Below are 17,791 nucleotides of genomic sequence, written 5' to 3'. Positions count from 1 at the left end.
CGGGCGTTCAGAACCCGCGTTCCCGCCGGATGGCGTCGGCGCTGTCGACGACGTCCCGCTGCAGCACGGCGGCCCCGGCCGTCCCGGCGTAGTCGTAGACGTCGAACCCAGCGCAGTGCGTGATCGTCGCGGGCGGCCCGAGGGAGTCCTCGACGGCGGTCGTCCAGACGTCGCCGGACCCGATCACGACGAAGGTCGGGGCGGCGTCGCGGTACGCGCCGAGGTCGACGAGCCACGGGTAGGTCTGGAACGTGTCCCGCACCTGCAGCAGCTGCACGTTCGTGGACGCGTAGGTCGCGAGGGGGCGGACGGTCCAGAACTGCCCGACGCCCACGACGTCCCGTCCCCCGGCCCAGCGGTCCAGGCAGGCGGCCGGGTCCGAGCGCGCGTCGACGACCGCGCGGAGGGTGCTCGGCGCGGTGGCGACCCCGGTGAGCAGGACCCCGGCGGCGGCGAGGGCGAGCACGGCCCGGATGCCGCGCCGCGGCCGGTGCACCTGGGTCCGGCGGACGGCGGTGCGGGCGAGCTCGGCGACCGCGACCAGGGCGAGGAGCGGCGCCGTCACGATCGGCTCGAGGTACCGCGGGGTCTCCGAACCGGCGACGACCACCCCGACCGACACGGCCACGACGGTGACGAGGGGGAGCGCGGCGGCGACGAGGACCGTCCGTGACGTCCGGACCCGCCACGCCCACACGGTCCCGCCGACCGACAGGAGGACGCCCACGAGCAGCAGGAGCAGACCCGCGTCCCCCGCGGCCGACCCCGCGCGGTCGTCCGTGAGCGCGGCGAAGAACCCGAGGGTCTCGCCGGCACGCGACGGCTGGACGTAGGTCGACGGGTCGAGGGAGACGAACGGCCGGAGCGGGATCCGCAGCAGGTACCCGACGACCGAGCCCACCGTCACCGTGCCAGCGAGCACCGCGACCAGGCGCCAGGGCAGTCGGCGTGCGAGCGCGAGGAGCACCAGCGTCACCACGACCGGCGCCGCCGACCACGGCACGTACAGCGGGTTCGATGCGGTCGTGCACGCGGCGACGAGGCCCAGCACGACGAGGACCGGCACGGACGCCCGCCCGGTCCGCACCGCGCGGAGCACCAGGACCGCGGTGCCGAGCATCGCCAGGACCGCCCCGTAGTAGTACGTCGTCGTGAGGAGCAGGGACGCGAGCTCCAACGAGGTCGCCGTCGCCGAGGACTCGGTGAGCACCAGGAGCGTCACGAACCCGAGCGCCACGGCTGACACCGCGATCCGTGCCGAGCGCCGGGCGGCCGGCATGAGCTCGTTCGCGGCCGCGCGCACGAGGGCGTATACGGCCAGCAGCACGAGGACGCCGTTCAGCGCGAGGGCCTGCTGCGGCGTCGCGGTCACGAGGGCGCACAGCAGGTAGACCGGCAGCTCGGGGAAGAAGAACAGCGCCGGGGACATCGCCCACTCGAACGGCTGCCCGAGCTCCATCGAGCGGCGGACGAGCGGCAGCAGCACCGAGTCGCCGTCGTACCAGAGCAGGGTGACCCTCGGGGTCGCGACGACGTGACGCAGGGCGATGACGGACAGGGCCAGCGCGACCAGCGCACCGAGCGCCTCCTGGCCGACCGCACGCCCCCGAGCGGGCCGCCCGGCGCCGTCGGTCCCGCGCGTCACCTCGGTGACGGGGCGCGCGTCGGAGGGCATGACCGGAGCGTACCGACCGAGGCTCGGAGCGCCCCACCCACGCGGGGCAGCGCGCTCCGGGGACGACCGGCTACCCTTGTGGGCTGTGACCGACGCGCGCGACCAGCTCATCCAGTTCATCACGGACGAAGCGGTGTTCCACGGAGACTTCACCCTCACCAGCGGGAAGAAGGCGACGTACTACATCGACCTCCGCAAGGTGAGCCTGGACCACCGTGTCGCCCCGCTCATCGGCCAGGTCATGACCGACCTCATCGGCCAGGTCCCGGACGTCGCCGCGGTCGGCGGGCTCACCATGGGCGCCGACCCCATCGCCAGCGCCGTGCTCCACCAGGCCGCCGCCCGCGGGCTCGCGTACGACGCCTTCGTCGTGCGCAAGGAGCCGAAGGACCACGGCCGCGGCAAGCAGGTCGAGGGTCCTGAACTCGCGGGCAAGCGCGTGATCGTGCTCGAGGACACATCGACGACCGGCGGTTCGCCGCTCAAGGCCGCCGAGGCGCTGGAGCGCGAGGGCGCGATCATCGCCGCCGTGGCCGTCGTGGTCGACCGCGACACCGGCGCCAAGGAGAAGATCGAGGCCGCCGGGTACCCCTACTTCGCCGCGATCGGACTGGCCGACCTGGGGCTGTCCGCATGACCGAGGAGCGTCCGGACGACGCGCACGAGCCCGACCAGACCGCCGGACCCGCAGACGGGGACGACGGACTGGAGGCGCGGCGCGGTTCCGCCCCGGACGCTCCGTTCCACGGTCTCCGCAGCGCCGCCGACATCTTCGGTGCCCCGCGCGGTGCCGACGACTGGCCGTCGCGTCGCGAGCGCCGCGAGGCCGAGAAGTCCGCGCGCGAGACCGGCGCGCCCCTGCCGGAACCCTTCGAGCCGGTGACCGCCGAGGAGCCCGAGGTCCGCGCGACGCCGTCGTCCGCCGACGAGGACGACGCCACCCAGGCGATCTCGATGCCCGAACAGCTCGAGGCGCCGTCCGAGAACCCCCAGGCCGAGGCCGAGCATGAACGGGCGACGCTCTCCGACCGCATCCCCGCCGCAGCACCGGTCCCGCCGCCCTCCACCGCGCCGCACCCCTCGTCGATCAGCCTGCCGACGGCCCGGTCGCACCGCGACGAGCGCGCCGCCGAGAACCGCGCGATCGACGAGGAACGGCGCCGCACCGACCCGTTCGGCGCCGGGCGCGAGGACGTCGACTGGCTCGGGCGGGCCACCGGTCCGCGCACGGCCGTTCCCGCCGAGCCGACCGCCGCGCCGGCCGTCCCGGCAGCCCCGGTCGTACCCCGACCGCTCGGCGTCGAGAACGTCCTGCCGGCCACCGACGAGCCGCCGAGCTTCACCGAGCTGCTCCGGACCGCCGGCGGCGACGTCGAGGGCACGGCCGGCGACGAACGACCGTTCGACTGGGCCATCCGGGACGACGAGCCCGGCGAGGTCCCGGCGACGCTGACGACGAACGCGCTCGACACCACGGCGCTCGCCGGTGGTCGCTGGAGCCTGGCGGACGAGTCGGACGAGTCGGACGACGACGTCGTCGCCGGTGAGCTGCCGACCCCGGTCGACGGCACGCCGGTCCTCGGCGCGGCGGCTGCCGCACCGACCGTCGCGCCCGCACCCGCACCCGCACCGCCGCCCGCCCTCGGGCCGTCCGCCCCCGTGGTGCCGGGCCACCTCGACGACCGGACGGACGGGTCGGAGGACGACCCGCGCCTCCCGTCCGACGCGCCGACCACCGCACTGCCCGTCGCCGGGACGCCGTGGTGGGCCGAGCCCGACGGCACCGTCCCGCCGACGGCGGCCCCGCCGCTCGTCGAACCGGCTACCTCGGAACCGGAGCCCGCCGCCTACCCGGCGCACCTGCCGCCGGCGGTCGGGCAGGACCTCGACGCCGTGATGGGGATCCGCGGCCACGAGCCGACGGCGCACGCGGACGACGCGGCACCGCTCCCGGCGGCCGCGCCGGACGACCTCGACCAGTCCGAGTGGGACGGCCGCGAGACGAGCGACACGAGCGCCATCAAGGACCTCTTCGGCACCGAGGCGGTCGGGCAGCTCGGCGGGACCGGCTACGACCCGCACGACACCGGCACGCGCATGATGCCGGCCGTCGGGGCAACGCCCGCGCACGCAGCCGGTCCGGGCCGCACGCCGGTGGCGCCCGCAGCGGCAGCCGCAGCGTCCTCCGGTGGTGGCGACGGCGGTGGCGACCGCGACAACTTCATCAACGAGGGCTTCGCGAAGCTCCGGAACGAGGGCCGACGCGGGAAGCTGCTGCTCGTCTGGGGGTCGATCGCGCTCATCGTCGTGCTGCTCGTCGCCGTGTTCGCCCTGACGACGTGGATCCTCGGCAACTCGATCGAGGAGCGCACCCCGGCACCGACGTCGACCTCGGCCGCGTCGGCGTCGTCGACCCCGAAGGCGGCCTCCTCGTCGCCGGCGTCCGCGGCACCGTCGTCGAACACCCTGCAGACCCTGCAGTTCGCCACGACCCCGGCGGGCCCGGGGGAGCACGCCTGGACCGACCTCGCGGGCGGCGAGTGCCTGTCACCGTTCACCAATGCGTGGGCGCAGACCTACACCGTCGTGGACTGCCAGAGCCCGCACCTCGCCCAGCTCACCGCACGCCTGCAGGTGTCGGCGAACCAGTGGCCGGGGCCGGACGACCTCGCGTCCCAGGCGGCCGAGCGGTGCCAGACGTCCGAGGCGCTCGACACCGCTGCCGCGGCGGCCTACGGCGACGTGCAGGTGCAGGGGTCGTACGCGCCGGACCAGGCGACGTGGGACCAGGGCGACACGTTCATCTCGTGCTTCGTGACCCGGTCGTCGGGCGGCACCATGACGGGCTCGGTCGCGCCGAACGCGTAGGGGCTGCGGTCCCGGCGGGCTGGCCGACCCGGAACGACACCACCGACGTCGTACGACGTCGACGATGTCGTTCCGGAGCGGTCGGCGGCGCACCAGCGGCGCACCCGCGGCTCACGCGCGGGCGGAGACCTTCGACGAGACCTCGTCGAGCGTCCGGAGCTCGTCCGCGCTGAGCTCGAGCTCCGCCGAGGCCAGGAGCGCCGGCAGCTGCTCGGTGTTCCGCGCGCTGGCGATCGGCGCGACGACGTCCGGCTGGGCCTGCAGCCACGCGAGGGCGACGGTCGCGACCTCGGTCGAGCGGTCCGCGGCGATCGTCGCGAGGGCGTCGACCACGGCGAGGCCCGCCTCGTTGAAGTAGCCCGAGACCTGGCCCTCGCGGTCCTTGCCGGCGACGTCCTCGGCCGTGCGGTACTTGCCCGTCAGGAAGCCGGCCGCGAGCGCGAAGTAGGGGACCACCCCGAGGTGCTCGGTCGCGGCCAGCGGCGCGATGTCCGACTCGTACGGCTCGCGGGTCACCAGGTTGTAGTGCGGCTGGATCGCGACGGGCACGGCGAGGTCGTGCTCCCGCGCGATGCGCACCCACTCCGCCGCACGCTCCTTCGAGTAGTTCGAGATCGCCGTCCAGCGCACGAGGCCGTCGCGCACGAGCTGGTCGAACGCCCGCACGGTCTCCTCGAGCGGCGTGGACTCGTCGTCGAAGTGCGCGTAGTACAGGTCGATGCGGTCGGTGCCGAGGCGCTCGAGGCTCGCGCGTGCGGCCGCGGCGACGTTCGACGCCGACAGGCCCTGGAACTCCGGGTGCTGGGACACCTTCGTGGCGATCACGACGTCGTCGCGCTTGCCGGACGCCCGGAACCACGAACCGATCACCCGTTCGGACTCGCCGCCGGAGTTGCCGGGCGCCCAGGCGGAGTAGACGTCCGCCGTGTCGACGAAGTCGCCGCCGGCCGCGGTGTACGCGTCGAGCACCCGGTGCGACGTCTGCTCGTCGGCGGTCCAGCCGAAGACGTTGCCGCCGAGGGCGAGGGGGAACACGGTGAGGTCGCTGGTACCGATGCGGGGCATTGGGGGTCCTTCCGGGGCTGACTGGAGCGGTCCCTCCCACGCTATGCCGCTCGCCCGGTCCGCTCCCAGGTGCGTGGGGTCTCCTGGGAAGGACCATGACGACGCTCACCTCGTCCCTCAGTGACCCCCGTCCGTCCGTCCGCCTCCGTGCCGTGATGACGGCCGGCACGACCCCGGACCCCGACGACCTCGACGTCCTCGTCGAGCAGTGCGCGATCGAACCCGACCTGCAGGTGCGGGAGGTGCTCACCTGGGCGCTCGTGCGGCTGCCGGCCGAGCTCGTCGTGCCGCGGCTCGTCGAGCAGCTCGCACGACCCGAGCCGCAGGCGCGCAGCCAGGCGTTGCACACCCTGTCGAAGATCGGGGACCGCTCGGTGTACCCGGCCGTCGCGGAGCTCCTCGGCGACCTCGACCACGGGGTCGTCCGCACCGCCTGGCGCGCCTCGGTCCGCCTCGTCCCCGACGACGCACGGCCCGCGCTCGCCCGACGACTCGCACGGGACCTCGGGCACGGCGACCGCGAGACACGCCTGGCCCTCGGCCGGGCACTCGTCGACCTCGGCGAGGACGTCGTCGCCCCCGTGCTCGACGAGGCGCAGCAGCGTCAGGGCGACGGCGTCCGCGAGCACGTCGAGGACGTCCGACGGCTGCTGCGGGACCCGGACGCCGCGAGCAGCCTCGCGCTCGAGCGTGCCCGACGCGAGGTCGCGCTCGGCCGGACGCGCTCCGCGACGGGGTGAGTGCGGTGGGCGTGACCGGATGACGGCCGGGAGGCGCGTGGCAGGCCCGCCATGCGCCTCCCGGCCGTTCCGGGGCGGGCCGGGGAACACCGGGATTCGGGATGCCGAACAGGCCCGATCGGCTTGCGGACGGGGATCGGAGCGCGCCAAGCTGGTGTGCGAAGGGGAGTAGCTCCCAGCGCGTGCATCGACACACTGGCCATCACGATGATCGGCCCGGTGCACCACCTCCGCCCGCCCCGCACCGGGGCGCGCGAGGCGAGCGAGACCTTCGGCCGTTCCGCCATGGCCGAAGCCGCTCGAGTGTGTGCAGCGTCATGGCTCGACCACGAGGACCACCATGTCGACCACCCTCTCTCCCGCGCCGCCCGCCGTCGCACCGCCCCGCATGGGCGCGAGCGCCTGGGGCCGTATCGCGATCTGCATCGCCATCGCCCTGCCGGCGGTCGTCTTCCGCATCGGCGGGTTCGCGCCGAACGCCCTCGTCGACCTGCTCGTGTTCGGCGGGGCCGTCGTGGCCGCGTCGTTCCTGCTCGCCTGGGCCGCCGAGGCCGCCCAGAAGGACATCGCCGGCGCCCTCGCGATCGCGATCCTCGCCCTCATCGCCGTGCTCCCCGAGTACGCGGTCGACCTGTACTACGCGTTCCGTTCCGGGTACGACCCCTCGTACGAGCAGTTCGCCGCCGCGAACATGACCGGGTCGAACCGGTTGCTGCTCGGGTTCGGGTGGCCGCTCGTCGTGATCATCTCGCTGCTCGTGGCGCGCCGGTTCGTCCGGACCGGGTCGCTCCCGGCCTCGGCCACCCGGGTCCTCGAGCTCGAGCGGTCGTCGCGCCTCGACATCGGGTTCCTCGCGCTCCTCGCGCTCGTCGCGTTCCTCATCCCGCTGATGGGCTCGATCCCGATGTGGTTCGGCTTCGTGCTGCTCGCCGCGTTCGTCTGGTACCTCTGGCGGGCCTCGAAGGTCGAGGACGGCGACGACGACGAGGAGCTCGTCGGCATGGCGGGCAACATCGCCTCGATGCCGCAGCGAGCCCGGCGCTGGACGATCGCGGCACTGTTCGTCGTCGCGGCCGCGGTGATCCTCTCCTCGGCGGAGCCCTTCGCCGACGCCCTCGTGCAGTCCGGCAGCGCGCTCGGCATCGACAGCTACTTCCTCGTGCAGTGGCTCGCCCCGCTCGCCACCGAGGCGCCGGAGTTCATCGTCGCCGCGCTCTTCGCGCTCCGCGGCATGGGCGGCGCGGCCATCGGCACGCTCATCGCGTCGAAGGTCAACCAGTGGTCGCTGCTCGTCGGCTCGCTGCCGATCGCGCACGTGCTCGGCGGCGGGACGTCCGGCGGGCTCCCGCTCGACGGCCGGCAGATCGAGGAGTTCATGCTCACCGCGTCGCAGACCGTCCTCGGCGTGGCGATCATCATCGCGCTCCGGTTCCACCGGTGGTCGGCGATCGCGCTCGCGGCGCTGTTCGCGGTGCAGTTCTTCGTGACGGACACGAACGGGCGCTGGGTGCTCAGCATCGTGCACCTCGTCGCGGCGCTCGTCGTGTTCTGGATCAACCGACGCGAGATCCTGCCGACGGTGACGGCACCGTTCCGACGGGCGTCGTCCCCCGTGCTGCGCGGCTGACCCGCGTCGGTCGACCCGCGCGGTCGCCCCGGCGTGGCGCGCGGGGCGGGCGGCTCGGGGCGAGCGGCTCGGCTCGCCGCTCCGTCGAGCGGGCGACATCTGTCCCGTTCGGCGTCGCTGTGTGGCAGATCGTGCCCGTTCGGCGGAGCTGAGCGGCAGGTCGTGCCCGCTCGGCGGAGGTGGGCGGGACGGGGGTTCCGCCGGTCGGGACGGGAGGCGCAGAGCGGGCTGGCACCACGCCTCCTGTCCGCCGGTCGGGACGGCCCGTCGAGCGGGCGTGACGCGCCGTCGGCTGTGCGCCGACCGGGCACAATCCGTCACACTCGGCGTCGCTGCGTGGCAGATCGTGCCCACTCGGCGGACGTGAGCGGCGGGTCGTGCGACCGCCGCGGCGCGGCGGCGCAGCGCGGGCGGGCGGGGCGTCAGTCGGCGTCGGGGGCGAGCCAGATCGCGGAGGCCGCCGCCGCGGGCAGGTCCACGAGGGACTCCTCGCCCGACGGACCCCGGCGGGACACCGCGATCACCCCCGCGTAGTCCCGCACCCGCTCGACCCGCAGGTGTGTCCCCAGCCCGACGCCGAGCTCGTCGAAGTACCGCAGCAACGAGGGGTCGTCGTCGGACACCCGGTCGACGGTGCCGCACGCCCCGGGTTCGATCGCGCCGAGCAGGGTGCCGGGGGAGTCCGGCACGGTGCCGTCGGCGCGCGGGATCGGGTCGCCGTGCGGGTCGTGCGTCGGGTGCCCGAGGTCCGCGTCGACCCGGTCGAGGAAGGTCTCGGACACCGCGTGCTCGAGCGCCTCGGCCTCGGTGTGGACCTCGTCCCACGAGTAGCCGAGGCGCTGCACCAGGAACGTCTCGATCAGCCGGTGCCGCCGGACCATCGCCACGGCGACCTGCTGGCCGAGCGGGGTGAGGACGACGCCGTAGTACGGGGTGTGCTCGATGAGGCCGTCGCGGTCGAGCTTCCGGAGGTTGCCGGACACCGTCGAGGCGGACACCTTGAGGGCCGCAGCGATGTCGCGGGTGGCCAGGCCCTCCCCGCCGCGCTCGCTCGCCTTCCACACGAGCTTGACGTAGTCCTCCGCCATCGTGGACAGGGAGGGCAAGCGCATGCCCCAATGGTACAAACGGCAGGTGACCGACGACGCCCCCACCCCGAGCCGCCGCTGGCCCGTCCCGCCGTCGCTGCTCATCGGCCTCGCGCCGCTCGTGGTGTTCGCGGCGGTCAGCGCCTGGCGGGCCCGGCCGAGCGACGACTACCCGACCCTCGGACAGACGGTGGACAGCGTGGTGCGGGCCCTCGTCGTCCCGGAGGGCATCGCCGTCGCCGCGCTCTGCCTCGTCGTGACCGGGCTCGGCTGGTGGCGCATCGCGACGGTCGACCCGACGCGTACGCACCTGCGCTGGACCGCGGTCGCGCCGATCCTCGTCGCCGTCGTCTGCGTGGTGCGGCTGCCCCTCGTGGACTGGTCGGCGCTCCCCGTCCGGTACTTCCTGCTGCTCGCCGTGGGGGTGCTGTTCGTCGGGGTGTTCGAGGAGCTGATGACCCGCGGGGTGCTGCTCGTCGGGCTGCGGCGACGGCTGCCGGAGTTCGGCGTGTGGATCGCTTCGTGCGTGCTGTTCGGGGTGCTGCACCTGCTCAACGCCCTCGCCGGTGCCGGACTCGGCGCGACGCTCGTGCAGGTCGTGTTCGCGGCATCGTTCGGTTCGACCCTGTACGTCGCACGTCGGGTGACCGGGAGCCTGCTCCTCCCGGTGCTGCTGCACGCGTTCTGGGACTTCGGGTCGATCGGCCTGTCGGCGACGACGGACGTGCGGGACCCGTCGCAGATCGTCGTCGTCGGCGCGATCGGGCTGTTCTCGTTCGTCGTCCTCGCGTTCGGGGTCGTCGCCGGCGGGGTGGTCGCCTGGCGGGACGACCGGCCGCGCCGCATGCGGCGCCGGTGGCGGGCGGTCCCGCCCATGGGGGCCGTCGCGGTGCAGGGGGACGAGCCGCGCCTCCCGTCCACGGTCTGGTGACGATGGTCCGCCTGGAGGCGCGGTGCTGCGAGAGCGCACAGGCTGCGGTCCGGTTCACCTCGGCTTGGTGCACCGTTCCCCGCTCGGCCACCACCCGTCCCTAGCGTTCCGCGCATGCACAGATCAGCACTCCGCGGGTTGACGGTCGCCGCCGTCGCGACCGCCCTCGTCGTCGGCTCGCCCCTCGCCGCCACCGCGGCCGGGTACCCGAGCGACACCGACAAGCCCGACCTCGTCTCGCTGCTGAACGGGTACGACCAGTACTGGACGTCGAGCGGCACGAACGACCTGCACGGCACCGTGCTCGACCCGGCCACGCTGGCGAAGAACGACCAGCTGACCTCGTGGATCAACCAGCACGCCACGACGGCGCAGCAGCGGAAGGCCCTGCAGGACTCCGAGTACCAGAACGCGACGAACACCGCCTACGACCAGTCGATGACGGTGTCGCAGGGGCTCGGCCCGGCGCTCGAGAAGATCTACGTCGAGGGGCGCATCTCCGGCAAGCTGCCGCTGACCTCGGCGCTGGTGAACTCCTCGAACGGCACCAGCGGCGCCTACGTCAGCACGGGCACCGCGAAGGCGCACTACAGCTACCCCCGGCCCTACCTGCCGGGCACCACCACGGCGACGCTGCCCGCGACCGACGACCAGACCGGCTGCGCACCGTCGAAGGTGAACGCGTCGTCGCTCGCCGCGAACCGGGCGGGCAAGGCGTGGGCCTCGGCGGACGGGACGCTCGACATCACCCGCGTGCCCGCCACCACCGACACGTCGCACGAGTTCTCGCCGAACGACGTCGTCCTCGACGCCGGGTACGGGACCGCCGGCATCTGCACGGGCGGGTCCTTCCCGAGCGGCCACACCACGACGGCGTACCAGGCGGGCATCACCCTCGCCACGCTCGTGCCCGAGCTCGCGCCGGAGCTCCTCGCCCGCGCCTCCGAGGCCGGCAACGACCGCATCGTGCTCGGCGTGCACTACCCGCTCGACATCATGGGCGGGCGCATCGACGGCGAGGCGGCGCTCGCCGCGCGCTGGTCGGACACGCAGTACCGCACCGAGGTCCTCGAGCCCGCGCGGAAGGAGCTCGTGTCGTACCTCGAGCAGCAGTGCGGCGACACGCTCGCGAACTGCATCGCGCACGAGGCGGCCTACTCCGACGACCCGTACGGCGGCGCGGCCATGCCGGGCGGCAGCGCGCAGGTCGTGACCGACCGCGCCTCGGCCGCAGCGGTGTACCGCGAGCGGATGACCTACGGGTTCGCCGCGACCGGGAAGACCGGCCTCGCCCCGTCGGTGCCGACCGGCGCCTCGAACCTCCTCCTGACCGCGTTCCCGACGCTGACCGACGCCCAGCGCACCGCGGTGCTCGCGCAGACCGAGATCGCCTCGGGGTACCCGCTCGACCAGTCCGGCTCGGCCGCGGGCTCGTGGGAGCGGCTCGACCTCGCCGCCGCGACGAGCGCCACGGTCGCGGTCTCGGCCGACGGCACCGCGACGGTCCTCGCCACCGGCGGCACCGCCCACGTCGTGACCGGCGTGCTGACCGCGCCGCAGGGGACGACGGTCGCCGCGGGCGGATCCCTCGCCCTGGCCGGCACCGGCTTCACCCCGGGTGCCTCCCTGCGCATCGTGCTGCACTCCGACCCGGTCACGGTCGGCACGCTCACCGTCGCGGCGGACGGCTCGGTGTCCGGCAGCGTGCGGATCCCCGCCGGCACCCCCGCGGGAGCCCACACGATCGACGCCGTCGACGCCTCCGGAGCCTCGACGCTCGTGGCACCGCTCGCGATCACCGTGACGCCCGCGGCCGGCGGCACGGGCACCGGCGGCACGGGCACCGGCGGCGCGACCGTCGACCCCGGTACCGGTGTCCACCTGCCGGTCGTCTCCGGCTGACCCACCTCTGACCGGCCGGCGCCCCGTGCGCCGGCCGGTCGTCCCCCTCGGAGTCCCCATGCGCAAGCGCACCCTCTGGGCCGGCGCCTCGGTCGTCGGCGCCCTGGTCGTCGCCGGAGCCGTCGCCGTCCCGCTCGTCGTCGGCTCGCCGTCGGCCGAGTCGGCACCGACGCACGGCACCACCGTCTCGACGCCCACCCCGTCGGCGGCGCCACCCGTGCCGCACGTCGGGGCGGCGGCGCTCGCCGCGCTGCCCGAGGCGCAGTACTCGGCGGTCATCGGCGGTCTCATGCCGTTCGACCGGACCGTCACCGCCGACACCGTCTTCCGGCTCCGCCGCGACGCACCCCTGTTCGGTGCCGCGCGGACCACGCCCGTCGCGCGGTTCGCCGCCACGGACTTCCTCCGGCAGCCCACGACGGTCGTCGGGCTCGAGCGCGACGGTGACTGGGAGCGCGTCCTCACCCCCGCGCGGCAGGAGCTGCCGTCGGCGGCCGGGGGCACGGCCGCGGCACAGACCTCGGCGTGGGTCCCGGTGGCGTCCCTCCGGGAGGTGTCGACCCCGACCCGGCGCGTCGTCATCTCGACGACGGACCAATCGGTGTCGATCGTCGACGCTGCAGGGCACGTCGACCAGCGCTTCGATGCCGGTGTCGGCACGGCGGACACCCCGACGCCGACTGGCGTGACCGGCTACCTCGAGCAGCGGTACGTCGACCCGGCGCAGGGGACCGGCGACCACCCGATCCAGCTGACCTCGTTGCACTCGAGCGCGGCCGACGAGCCGTACGGCGGGCACGACGGTGGGCTGATCGGGCTGCACTGGAACGCGACGACCTCGGGGGCGGTGTCGCACGGGTGCGTCCGGCTCGACGCCGAGGCGGTGGCCGCGGTGGACGCGCTGCCGCTCGGCACCCTCGTCACGGTCGAGTAGCGGGCGGAGCGGCGGCGGCGACGACCGCCGGAGGCTCGACCGGAGGTTGCGATCGCGGGCTGACCGTCCTGGTTCCGAGGACCCGGGATGCGCGAACCAGAACGGTCACGCCGCCGGGAGATCCTCGTTCCGAGCCGAGCCGAGCCGAGCCGAGCCGAGCCGAGCCGAGCCGAGCCGAGCCGAGCCGAGCCGAGCCGAGCCGAGCCGAGACGAGCCGAGCCGAGCCGAGCCGAGCCGAGCCGAGACGAGCCGAGCCGAGCCGAGCCGAGCCGAGACGAGCCGAGCCGAGCCGAGCCGAGCCGAGACGAGCCGAGCCGAGCCGAGCCGAGCCGAGCCGAGCCGAGCCGAGCCGAGCCGAGCCGAGCCGAGCCGAGACGAGCCGAGCCGAGCCGAGCCGAGACGAGCCGAGCCGAGCCGAGCCGAGCCGAGCCGAGACGAGCCGAGCCGAGCCGAGCCGAGCCGGGCCGGGGCTCAGGGCTTGCGGCCGACGGCGAACACCCGCCGGAACGGGTACACCGTGCCGTGCACGCCAGCCGGGTAGGCCGACCGGAGCGCCGCGGCGTACTCGGCCTCGAACGCGGAGGTCGTCGCGCCGGTCGGGTCCGCCGCGTCGAGCGCCTGCAGCGCCGGACGGAGCCCGGTGCCACGGACCCAGTCCAGTACCGGGTCGACGCCCGTCAGGAGCTGGGCGTAGGTGGTCTCCCAGGCGCGGGACTCGAACCCGGCGTCGAGCAGGATGCCGAGGTACCCCGCCGGGTCGAGCACCGGCTCGGAGCGCAGGACCCCGTCGAGCGCGGACGCCCACGGCCCCGAGGCCGCAACGGACCGCATGAGCGCGTGCGACGGCGACCCGAAGTTGCCCGGCACCTGCATCGCGAACCACGAACCGGACGGCATCGCGTCGAGCCACGTCGGCAGCAGGGACACGTGGGACGGCACCCACTGCAGTGCCGCGTTCGTCACGACCACGTCGTCGGTGGGGCCCGGCGTCCAGTCCTCGATCGCACCGAGCGCGAACGACAGGTTCGGCACGTCCGCCAGGGCCGGGTCGGCCGCAGCCGACGCGAGCATCTCCGCCGAGCTGTCGATCCCGACCACCGTCGACCGACGCCACCGCGCTGCCAGCGTGGCGGTGAGGGCCCCGGGACCGCAGCCGAGGTCGACGACGCGACGTGGCGCCTCCTGGCCGGCACCCGACGGCCACGCGACCTGCGCGAGGAGGTCGTGGAACGGCCGCGCGCGGTCGTCCGCGAAGGCGGCGTACCGTGCGGGGTCCCAGCGCATCGTCAGATCTCGACCTCGAAGGGTTCGGTGCGGACGAGTTCGTGCACGCCCGAGATGACCTCGCTCGGCCGGAACGGGTACTTCTCGATCTCGGCCTGGTCGCTGATCCCGGTCATGACGAGCACGGTGTGGAGTCCGGCCTCGATGCCGGCCTGCACGTCGGTGTCCATCCGGTCGCCGATCATGCCGGTGTTCTCGGAGTGGGCGCCGATCCGGTTCATCGCCGACCGGAACATCATCGGGTTCGGCTTGCCGACCACGTAGGGCTGCTTGCCGGTGGCCTTCTCGATCATCGCCGCGATGGCGCCGGTCGCGGGGAGGACCCCCTCGGCGCTCGGACCGGTCGCGTCGGGGTTGGTGACGATGAACCGGGCGCCGTCGCGGATGAGCCGGACGGCCTTGGTGATCGCCTCGAACGAGTAGTTGCGGGTCTCGCCGACGACCACGTAGTCGGGAGCGGTCTCGGTCATGATGAATCCGGCCTCGTGCAGGGCGGTGGTCATGCCGGCCTCGCCGATGACGAACGCCGAGCCGCCGGGCATCTGGGACCGGCAGAAGTCGGCGGTCGCGAGGGCCGAGGTCCAGATGCGGTCCTCGGGGACGTCGATGCCGGAGCCGCGCAGCCGGGCGCTGAGGTCGCGCGGCGTGAAGATCGAGTTGTTCGTCAGGACGAGGAACTCGGTGCCCTGGTCCTGCCACTGCTGGAGGAGCTCGGGAGCGCCGGGGAGCGCCTGGTTCTCGTGCACGAGCACGCCGTCCATGTCGGTCAGCCAGCACTCGACCTCGTCGCGGGATGCCATGCCCTCACCCTAGTGCGCGCCCGTGACGGCCCGGCTCGGTGCCGGCTCGGAGAAGGCCGGGAGGAACGGATCGGCCCTTGCGGGCAGGCCGCGGACCCGGGATGGTCGAGACACCGAACGGCGGTCGGCTTTGCCCTAGGCTTTTCGGGACACGTACTGGAACCAAGGAGGCTGCACCGTGCTCGTCGAACCCGGAACCCCGACCGCTCCACCCCGGCCCGCCTCGGCGCCGGAGCAGGCCGAGGTGACCCCGCGACGACGCCGTGGCCGCCCCAACGTGCTCAGCCGCGAGCAGGTGATCGACGCCGCGACCGCCATCGCGAACGAGGACGGGCTCGACCGGCTCTCCTTCCGTGCGCTCGGCGTCCGCCTGGGCGTCGCGCCGATGACCGTGCACCGGACCATCGGTGGCCTGGACGACCTGCACGCCGAACTCGTGCGCCGCACGGTCGACGAGTTCACCGCCACGTTCGTCTGGCCGGACGAGTGGCACGCGGTCGTGCGGACCTTCGCCACGACCTTCCGCGACCTCATGCTCACCCACCCGCTCGTGCTCGAGTCGCACAGCCGTCGCGGGGCCCTGGTCTCGACGGAGTCCGACGCCGTCGTGGCGAAGGTCGTCGGCGCGCTGCGGTCGGCCGGCCTGCCCGACGCCGAGGCGATGTACGCGTTCTTCGTCGTCTACGACTTCGTGGTCGGGCACACGGGCGTCCAGGTCGGACGGGGTTCGGCCGCGGCCGGGCGTCCGGAGCGGCACGCACTCGTGGCGGAGATCCTCGGTTCGCACTCGTACGAGGAGCGGTTCTCCCTCGGGCTCGACGTCCTCATCGCGGGGATCGAGGCCCGCGTCCGCTGACGTCCGGGACCAGCTCTACGCTGGGGACGTGACCGCCGTCCCCGAACCGTCCCACGAGCGGACGACGCACGGGATGGGGCCGCACCCGGAACCCTGGCCGGACGACCCGCGGCTCGACCCGGAGCTCCTCGCGACCGGAGACACCCGCAACGTCGTCGACCGCTACCGGTACTGGTCGATGGACGCGATCGTCGCCGACCTCGACACCCGCCGGCACGCGTTCGACGTCGCCATCGAGAACTGGCAGCACGACCTCAACATCGGGTCGATCGTGCGGAGCGCCAACGCCTTCCTCGCGGGCACCGTGCACATCGTCGGGCGTCGGCGCTGGAACAAGCGCGGCGCGATGGTGACGGACCGGTACCAGCACGTCCGGTACCACCCCGACGTCGCTGCCTTCCTCGAGGCCATGCGCGCCGAGGGCCGTCCGGTGATCGCGATCGACAACACCCCCGGGGCGTCCCGCATCGAGACGGCGCCGATCCCGGAGCGGTGCGTGTTCCTGTTCGGCCAGGAGGGCCCCGGGCTGACCGACGAGGCCGTCGCCGGCGCGGACGGACACCTCGAGATCGCGCAGTTCGGGTCGACGCGGAGCATCAACGCCTCGGCCGCCGCGGCGATCGTCATGCACAGCTGGGTCGTCCAGCACGCCGAGCTCCCCTGACGGCGGCGTCGCCGGGCCGGACCGCGGGCGTCGCCGGGCCGGACCGCGGGTGTCGCCGGACCGCGCCGCCCGCGTGGCGGGTCCGGCGGTGCGGGGACGAGCCGCGCCTCCCGTCCGCCTGCGCGTCAGCGCGCCGCGGTCGTCCGCCGCGCGACGAGCCGCGGCTCCACGAGCACCTCGGTCGCCGCCGTGCTCGGGTCGGCGATCCGGGCGAGGAGTCGTTCGCCCGCGCCGCGCCCGATCTCGACGCTGCGGTCGTCGATGCTGGTCAACCCGACGTACCGCGTCGCCGCGAGCGGGGTGTCGTCGTAGCCCATGACCGACACGTCCTCGGGGACGCGCAGCCCGCGCTCGGCGAGCTCGGACAGGGCACCGAGGGCCATCACGTCGTTCGCCGCGAACACCGCCGTGACGTCGGGGTGCGCGTCGAGCAGCTGCGCGACCGCGCGGGAACCGGCCTCCTCGGTGGGCTCGCCGGGGAGCACGACCGTGGCGACCTCGGCGCGGCCGTCGACCCCGGCCCCGAAGCCGATCCGCCGTTCGTCGGACGCGGCCGACGAGGCGCCGATGAACCCGAGCCGAGCGTGCCCGAGGTCGAGCAGGTGCTCCGCGGCCATCGCGCCGCCCGCGCGGTCGTCGTTCGCGACGGTGTCGGCACGGGGGATCGCGACGCGTCCACCGGCGATGACGAGCGGTGTGGAGGCCGGGACGGCCAGGTCGGTGTCGGGCTCACCGGCGATCACGAGCCCCTCGACGCGCATCGACAGGAAGCCCTCGACGGGCGAGGCGTCGAGCCCGGTGTTGAGGAAGCGGTCGGCAACGACGAGCCGGTGGCCCTGGTCCTGCAGCGACTCGCGGAGGCCGGTCAGCAGGTCCACGAACCACTGGTTCCGGAAGTCGTCGAGCACGACGCCGATCGTCCGCGAGCGTGTGCCGGCCAGTGAGACCGCCGCGGTGGAGGGGCGGTAGTCGAGTTCCTGGATCGCCTTCAGCACGGCGTCGCGGCGCTGCTGGCTCACCCGGGGAGAGCGCTGCAGCACGAGCGAGACGAGGGACTTCGAGACCCCGGCGCGCGCGGCGACGTCGTAGATGGTCGCGGGTTTGCCGGCTCCCATGATCTGCATCGACCTCCGTGGCTCTCCCGTCGATGGTAGCGGGGCGGGGCGGGCGCACGGCGCGCGCGGCGCTGGGCCGCTGGGCCGCTTCGTGAGCACAAATGGTCGGGTGCGTGGTCCCGACCCGACATCTCCTGCTCACGATCTGCGCGTGGTCACTCCTCCACACGGGAGGCGCGGTGCGAGTTCTGCACGAGTGCTTCCGGTCGGGGGTGGTGCGGGAGCGCGGGTCGCGAGCATGA

The 17,791-nt window shown here is 74.1% G+C and carries 15 protein-coding genes; 9 read left to right on the top strand and 6 right to left on the bottom strand.

The window, feature by feature from the left end; all coding sequences use genetic code 11:
* Positions 1–7 precede the first annotated feature (7 nt).
* Positions 8–1,675: a hypothetical protein gene (locus tag ACNQOV_RS07995; RefSeq protein ID WP_022905655.1), complete on the bottom strand. Its 1,668-nt coding sequence runs from the start codon at positions 1,673–1,675 to the stop codon at positions 8–10.
* 85 nt (positions 1,676–1,760) lie between these two features.
* Between ACNQOV_RS07995 and pyrE the strand changes: the two genes are divergently transcribed.
* Together pyrE and ACNQOV_RS07985 are read left to right on the top strand one after the other, a co-directional pair.
* Complete coding sequence (pyrE, locus tag ACNQOV_RS07990; protein ID WP_402265221.1) at positions 1,761–2,312, top strand: orotate phosphoribosyltransferase; 552 nt, start codon at positions 1,761–1,763, stop codon at positions 2,310–2,312.
* Positions 2,309–4,543, top strand: coding sequence for a septum formation family protein (locus ACNQOV_RS07985; RefSeq protein WP_416394065.1), 2,235 nt, complete (start codon positions 2,309–2,311; stop codon positions 4,541–4,543). Before pyrE ends, ACNQOV_RS07985 begins: the two co-directional genes overlap by 4 nt.
* 111 nt (positions 4,544–4,654) lie before the next feature.
* On the opposite strand, the gene ACNQOV_RS07980 is transcribed toward ACNQOV_RS07985, so the two are convergent.
* Positions 4,655–5,608: an aldo/keto reductase gene (locus ACNQOV_RS07980; protein ID WP_402265215.1), complete on the bottom strand. Its 954-nt coding sequence runs from the start codon at positions 5,606–5,608 to the stop codon at positions 4,655–4,657.
* 95 nt (positions 5,609–5,703) lie between these two features.
* On the opposite strand from ACNQOV_RS07980, the gene ACNQOV_RS07975 reads away from it, so the two are divergent.
* Together ACNQOV_RS07975 and ACNQOV_RS07970 are read left to right on the top strand one after the other, a co-directional pair.
* A complete protein-coding gene (locus ACNQOV_RS07975; RefSeq protein ID WP_402265212.1) occupies positions 5,704–6,348 on the top strand; it encodes a HEAT repeat domain-containing protein in 645 nt (214 codons plus the stop codon).
* A gap of 340 nt (positions 6,349–6,688) precedes the next feature.
* Positions 6,689–7,975 carry a sodium:proton exchanger gene (locus ACNQOV_RS07970; protein ID WP_402265210.1) on the top strand — a complete coding sequence of 429 codons (1,287 nt, stop codon included), beginning with the start codon at positions 6,689–6,691 and terminating at the stop codon, positions 7,973–7,975.
* A 422-nt stretch (positions 7,976–8,397) separates the two neighbouring features.
* Here the strand turns inward: ACNQOV_RS07970 and ACNQOV_RS07965 are convergent, their stop codons facing one another.
* Positions 8,398–9,087 carry a metal-dependent transcriptional regulator gene (locus ACNQOV_RS07965; protein ID WP_402265207.1) on the bottom strand — a complete coding sequence of 230 codons (690 nt, stop codon included), beginning with the start codon at positions 9,085–9,087 and terminating at the stop codon, positions 8,398–8,400.
* Positions 9,088–9,109: 22 nt separating this feature from the next.
* Here ACNQOV_RS07965 and ACNQOV_RS07960 point away from each other — a divergent pair, with 22 nt between their 5' ends.
* The 3 genes from ACNQOV_RS07960 (at position 9,110) to ACNQOV_RS07950 (ending at position 12,830) form a co-directional block, all read left to right on the top strand.
* Complete coding sequence (locus tag ACNQOV_RS07960; RefSeq protein WP_416394064.1) at positions 9,110–9,994, top strand: CPBP family intramembrane glutamic endopeptidase; 885 nt, start codon at positions 9,110–9,112, stop codon at positions 9,992–9,994.
* 114 nt (positions 9,995–10,108) lie between these two features.
* Positions 10,109–11,896, top strand: coding sequence for a phosphatase PAP2 family protein (locus ACNQOV_RS07955; protein WP_416394063.1), 1,788 nt, complete (start codon positions 10,109–10,111; stop codon positions 11,894–11,896).
* Positions 11,897–11,954: 58 nt separating this feature from the next.
* Entirely contained in the window at positions 11,955–12,830 is an 876-nt protein-coding gene (locus ACNQOV_RS07950; RefSeq protein WP_416394062.1) for a L,D-transpeptidase, read from the top strand.
* A 471-nt stretch (positions 12,831–13,301) separates the two neighbouring features.
* On the opposite strand, the gene ACNQOV_RS07945 is transcribed toward ACNQOV_RS07950, so the two are convergent.
* The gene (locus ACNQOV_RS07945; RefSeq protein WP_416394061.1) at positions 13,302–14,114 is read right to left on the bottom strand and encodes a methyltransferase domain-containing protein; all 813 of its coding nucleotides are present in this window, start codon (positions 14,112–14,114) and stop codon (positions 13,302–13,304) included.
* A gap of 2 nt (positions 14,115–14,116) precedes the next feature.
* Positions 14,117–14,914: an HAD-IIA family hydrolase gene (locus ACNQOV_RS07940; protein WP_416394060.1), complete on the bottom strand. Its 798-nt coding sequence runs from the start codon at positions 14,912–14,914 to the stop codon at positions 14,117–14,119.
* A 178-nt stretch (positions 14,915–15,092) separates the two neighbouring features.
* Between ACNQOV_RS07940 and ACNQOV_RS07935 the strand changes: the two genes are divergently transcribed.
* Together ACNQOV_RS07935 and ACNQOV_RS07930 are read left to right on the top strand one after the other, a co-directional pair.
* Entirely contained in the window at positions 15,093–15,770 is a 678-nt protein-coding gene (locus tag ACNQOV_RS07935) for a TetR/AcrR family transcriptional regulator C-terminal domain-containing protein (protein WP_022906214.1), read from the top strand.
* 73 nt (positions 15,771–15,843) lie between these two features.
* Complete coding sequence (locus ACNQOV_RS07930) at positions 15,844–16,434, top strand: TrmH family RNA methyltransferase (protein WP_416394109.1); 591 nt, start codon at positions 15,844–15,846, stop codon at positions 16,432–16,434.
* A 125-nt stretch (positions 16,435–16,559) separates the two neighbouring features.
* Here the strand turns inward: ACNQOV_RS07930 and ACNQOV_RS07925 are convergent, their stop codons facing one another.
* Complete coding sequence (locus ACNQOV_RS07925) at positions 16,560–17,558, bottom strand: LacI family DNA-binding transcriptional regulator (protein ID WP_416394059.1); 999 nt, start codon at positions 17,556–17,558, stop codon at positions 16,560–16,562.
* Between the last annotated feature and the right edge of the window lie 233 nt (positions 17,559–17,791).

It is taken from the genome of Curtobacterium sp. LFS084 (assembly GCF_047977705.1).
Lineage (GTDB): Bacteria > Actinomycetota > Actinomycetes > Actinomycetales > Microbacteriaceae > Curtobacterium.
Note: the sequence above shows the minus strand (reverse complement) of the source record. Positions and strands in the feature narration are given on the sequence as shown.

What these genes read in the sequence shown, in the direction of transcription:
- ACNQOV_RS07965 (WP_402265207.1), bottom strand. Translation starts at nt 9,087, where the DNA reads ATGCGCTTGCCCTCCCTGTCCACGATGGCGGAGGACTACGTCAAGCTC.
- ACNQOV_RS07925 (WP_416394059.1), bottom strand. Translation starts at nt 17,558, where the DNA reads ATGCAGATCATGGGAGCCGGCAAACCCGCGACCATCTACGACGTCGCC.
- ACNQOV_RS07955 (WP_416394063.1), top strand. Translation starts at nt 10,109, where the DNA reads ATGCACAGATCAGCACTCCGCGGGTTGACGGTCGCCGCCGTCGCGACC.
- ACNQOV_RS07950 (WP_416394062.1), top strand. Translation starts at nt 11,955, where the DNA reads ATGCGCAAGCGCACCCTCTGGGCCGGCGCCTCGGTCGTCGGCGCCCTG.
- ACNQOV_RS07945 (WP_416394061.1), bottom strand. Translation starts at nt 14,114, where the DNA reads ATGCGCTGGGACCCCGCACGGTACGCCGCCTTCGCGGACGACCGCGCG.
- ACNQOV_RS07930 (WP_416394109.1), top strand. Translation starts at nt 15,844, where the DNA reads ATGGGGCCGCACCCGGAACCCTGGCCGGACGACCCGCGGCTCGACCCG.
- ACNQOV_RS07975 (WP_402265212.1), top strand. Translation starts at nt 5,704, where the DNA reads ATGACGACGCTCACCTCGTCCCTCAGTGACCCCCGTCCGTCCGTCCGC.
- ACNQOV_RS07995 (WP_022905655.1), bottom strand. Translation starts at nt 1,675, where the DNA reads ATGCCCTCCGACGCGCGCCCCGTCACCGAGGTGACGCGCGGGACCGAC.
- ACNQOV_RS07985 (WP_416394065.1), top strand. Translation starts at nt 2,309, where the DNA reads ATGACCGAGGAGCGTCCGGACGACGCGCACGAGCCCGACCAGACCGCC.
- ACNQOV_RS07970 (WP_402265210.1), top strand. Translation starts at nt 6,689, where the DNA reads ATGTCGACCACCCTCTCTCCCGCGCCGCCCGCCGTCGCACCGCCCCGC.
- ACNQOV_RS07980 (WP_402265215.1), bottom strand. Translation starts at nt 5,608, where the DNA reads ATGCCCCGCATCGGTACCAGCGACCTCACCGTGTTCCCCCTCGCCCTC.
- ACNQOV_RS07940 (WP_416394060.1), bottom strand. Translation starts at nt 14,914, where the DNA reads ATGGCATCCCGCGACGAGGTCGAGTGCTGGCTGACCGACATGGACGGC.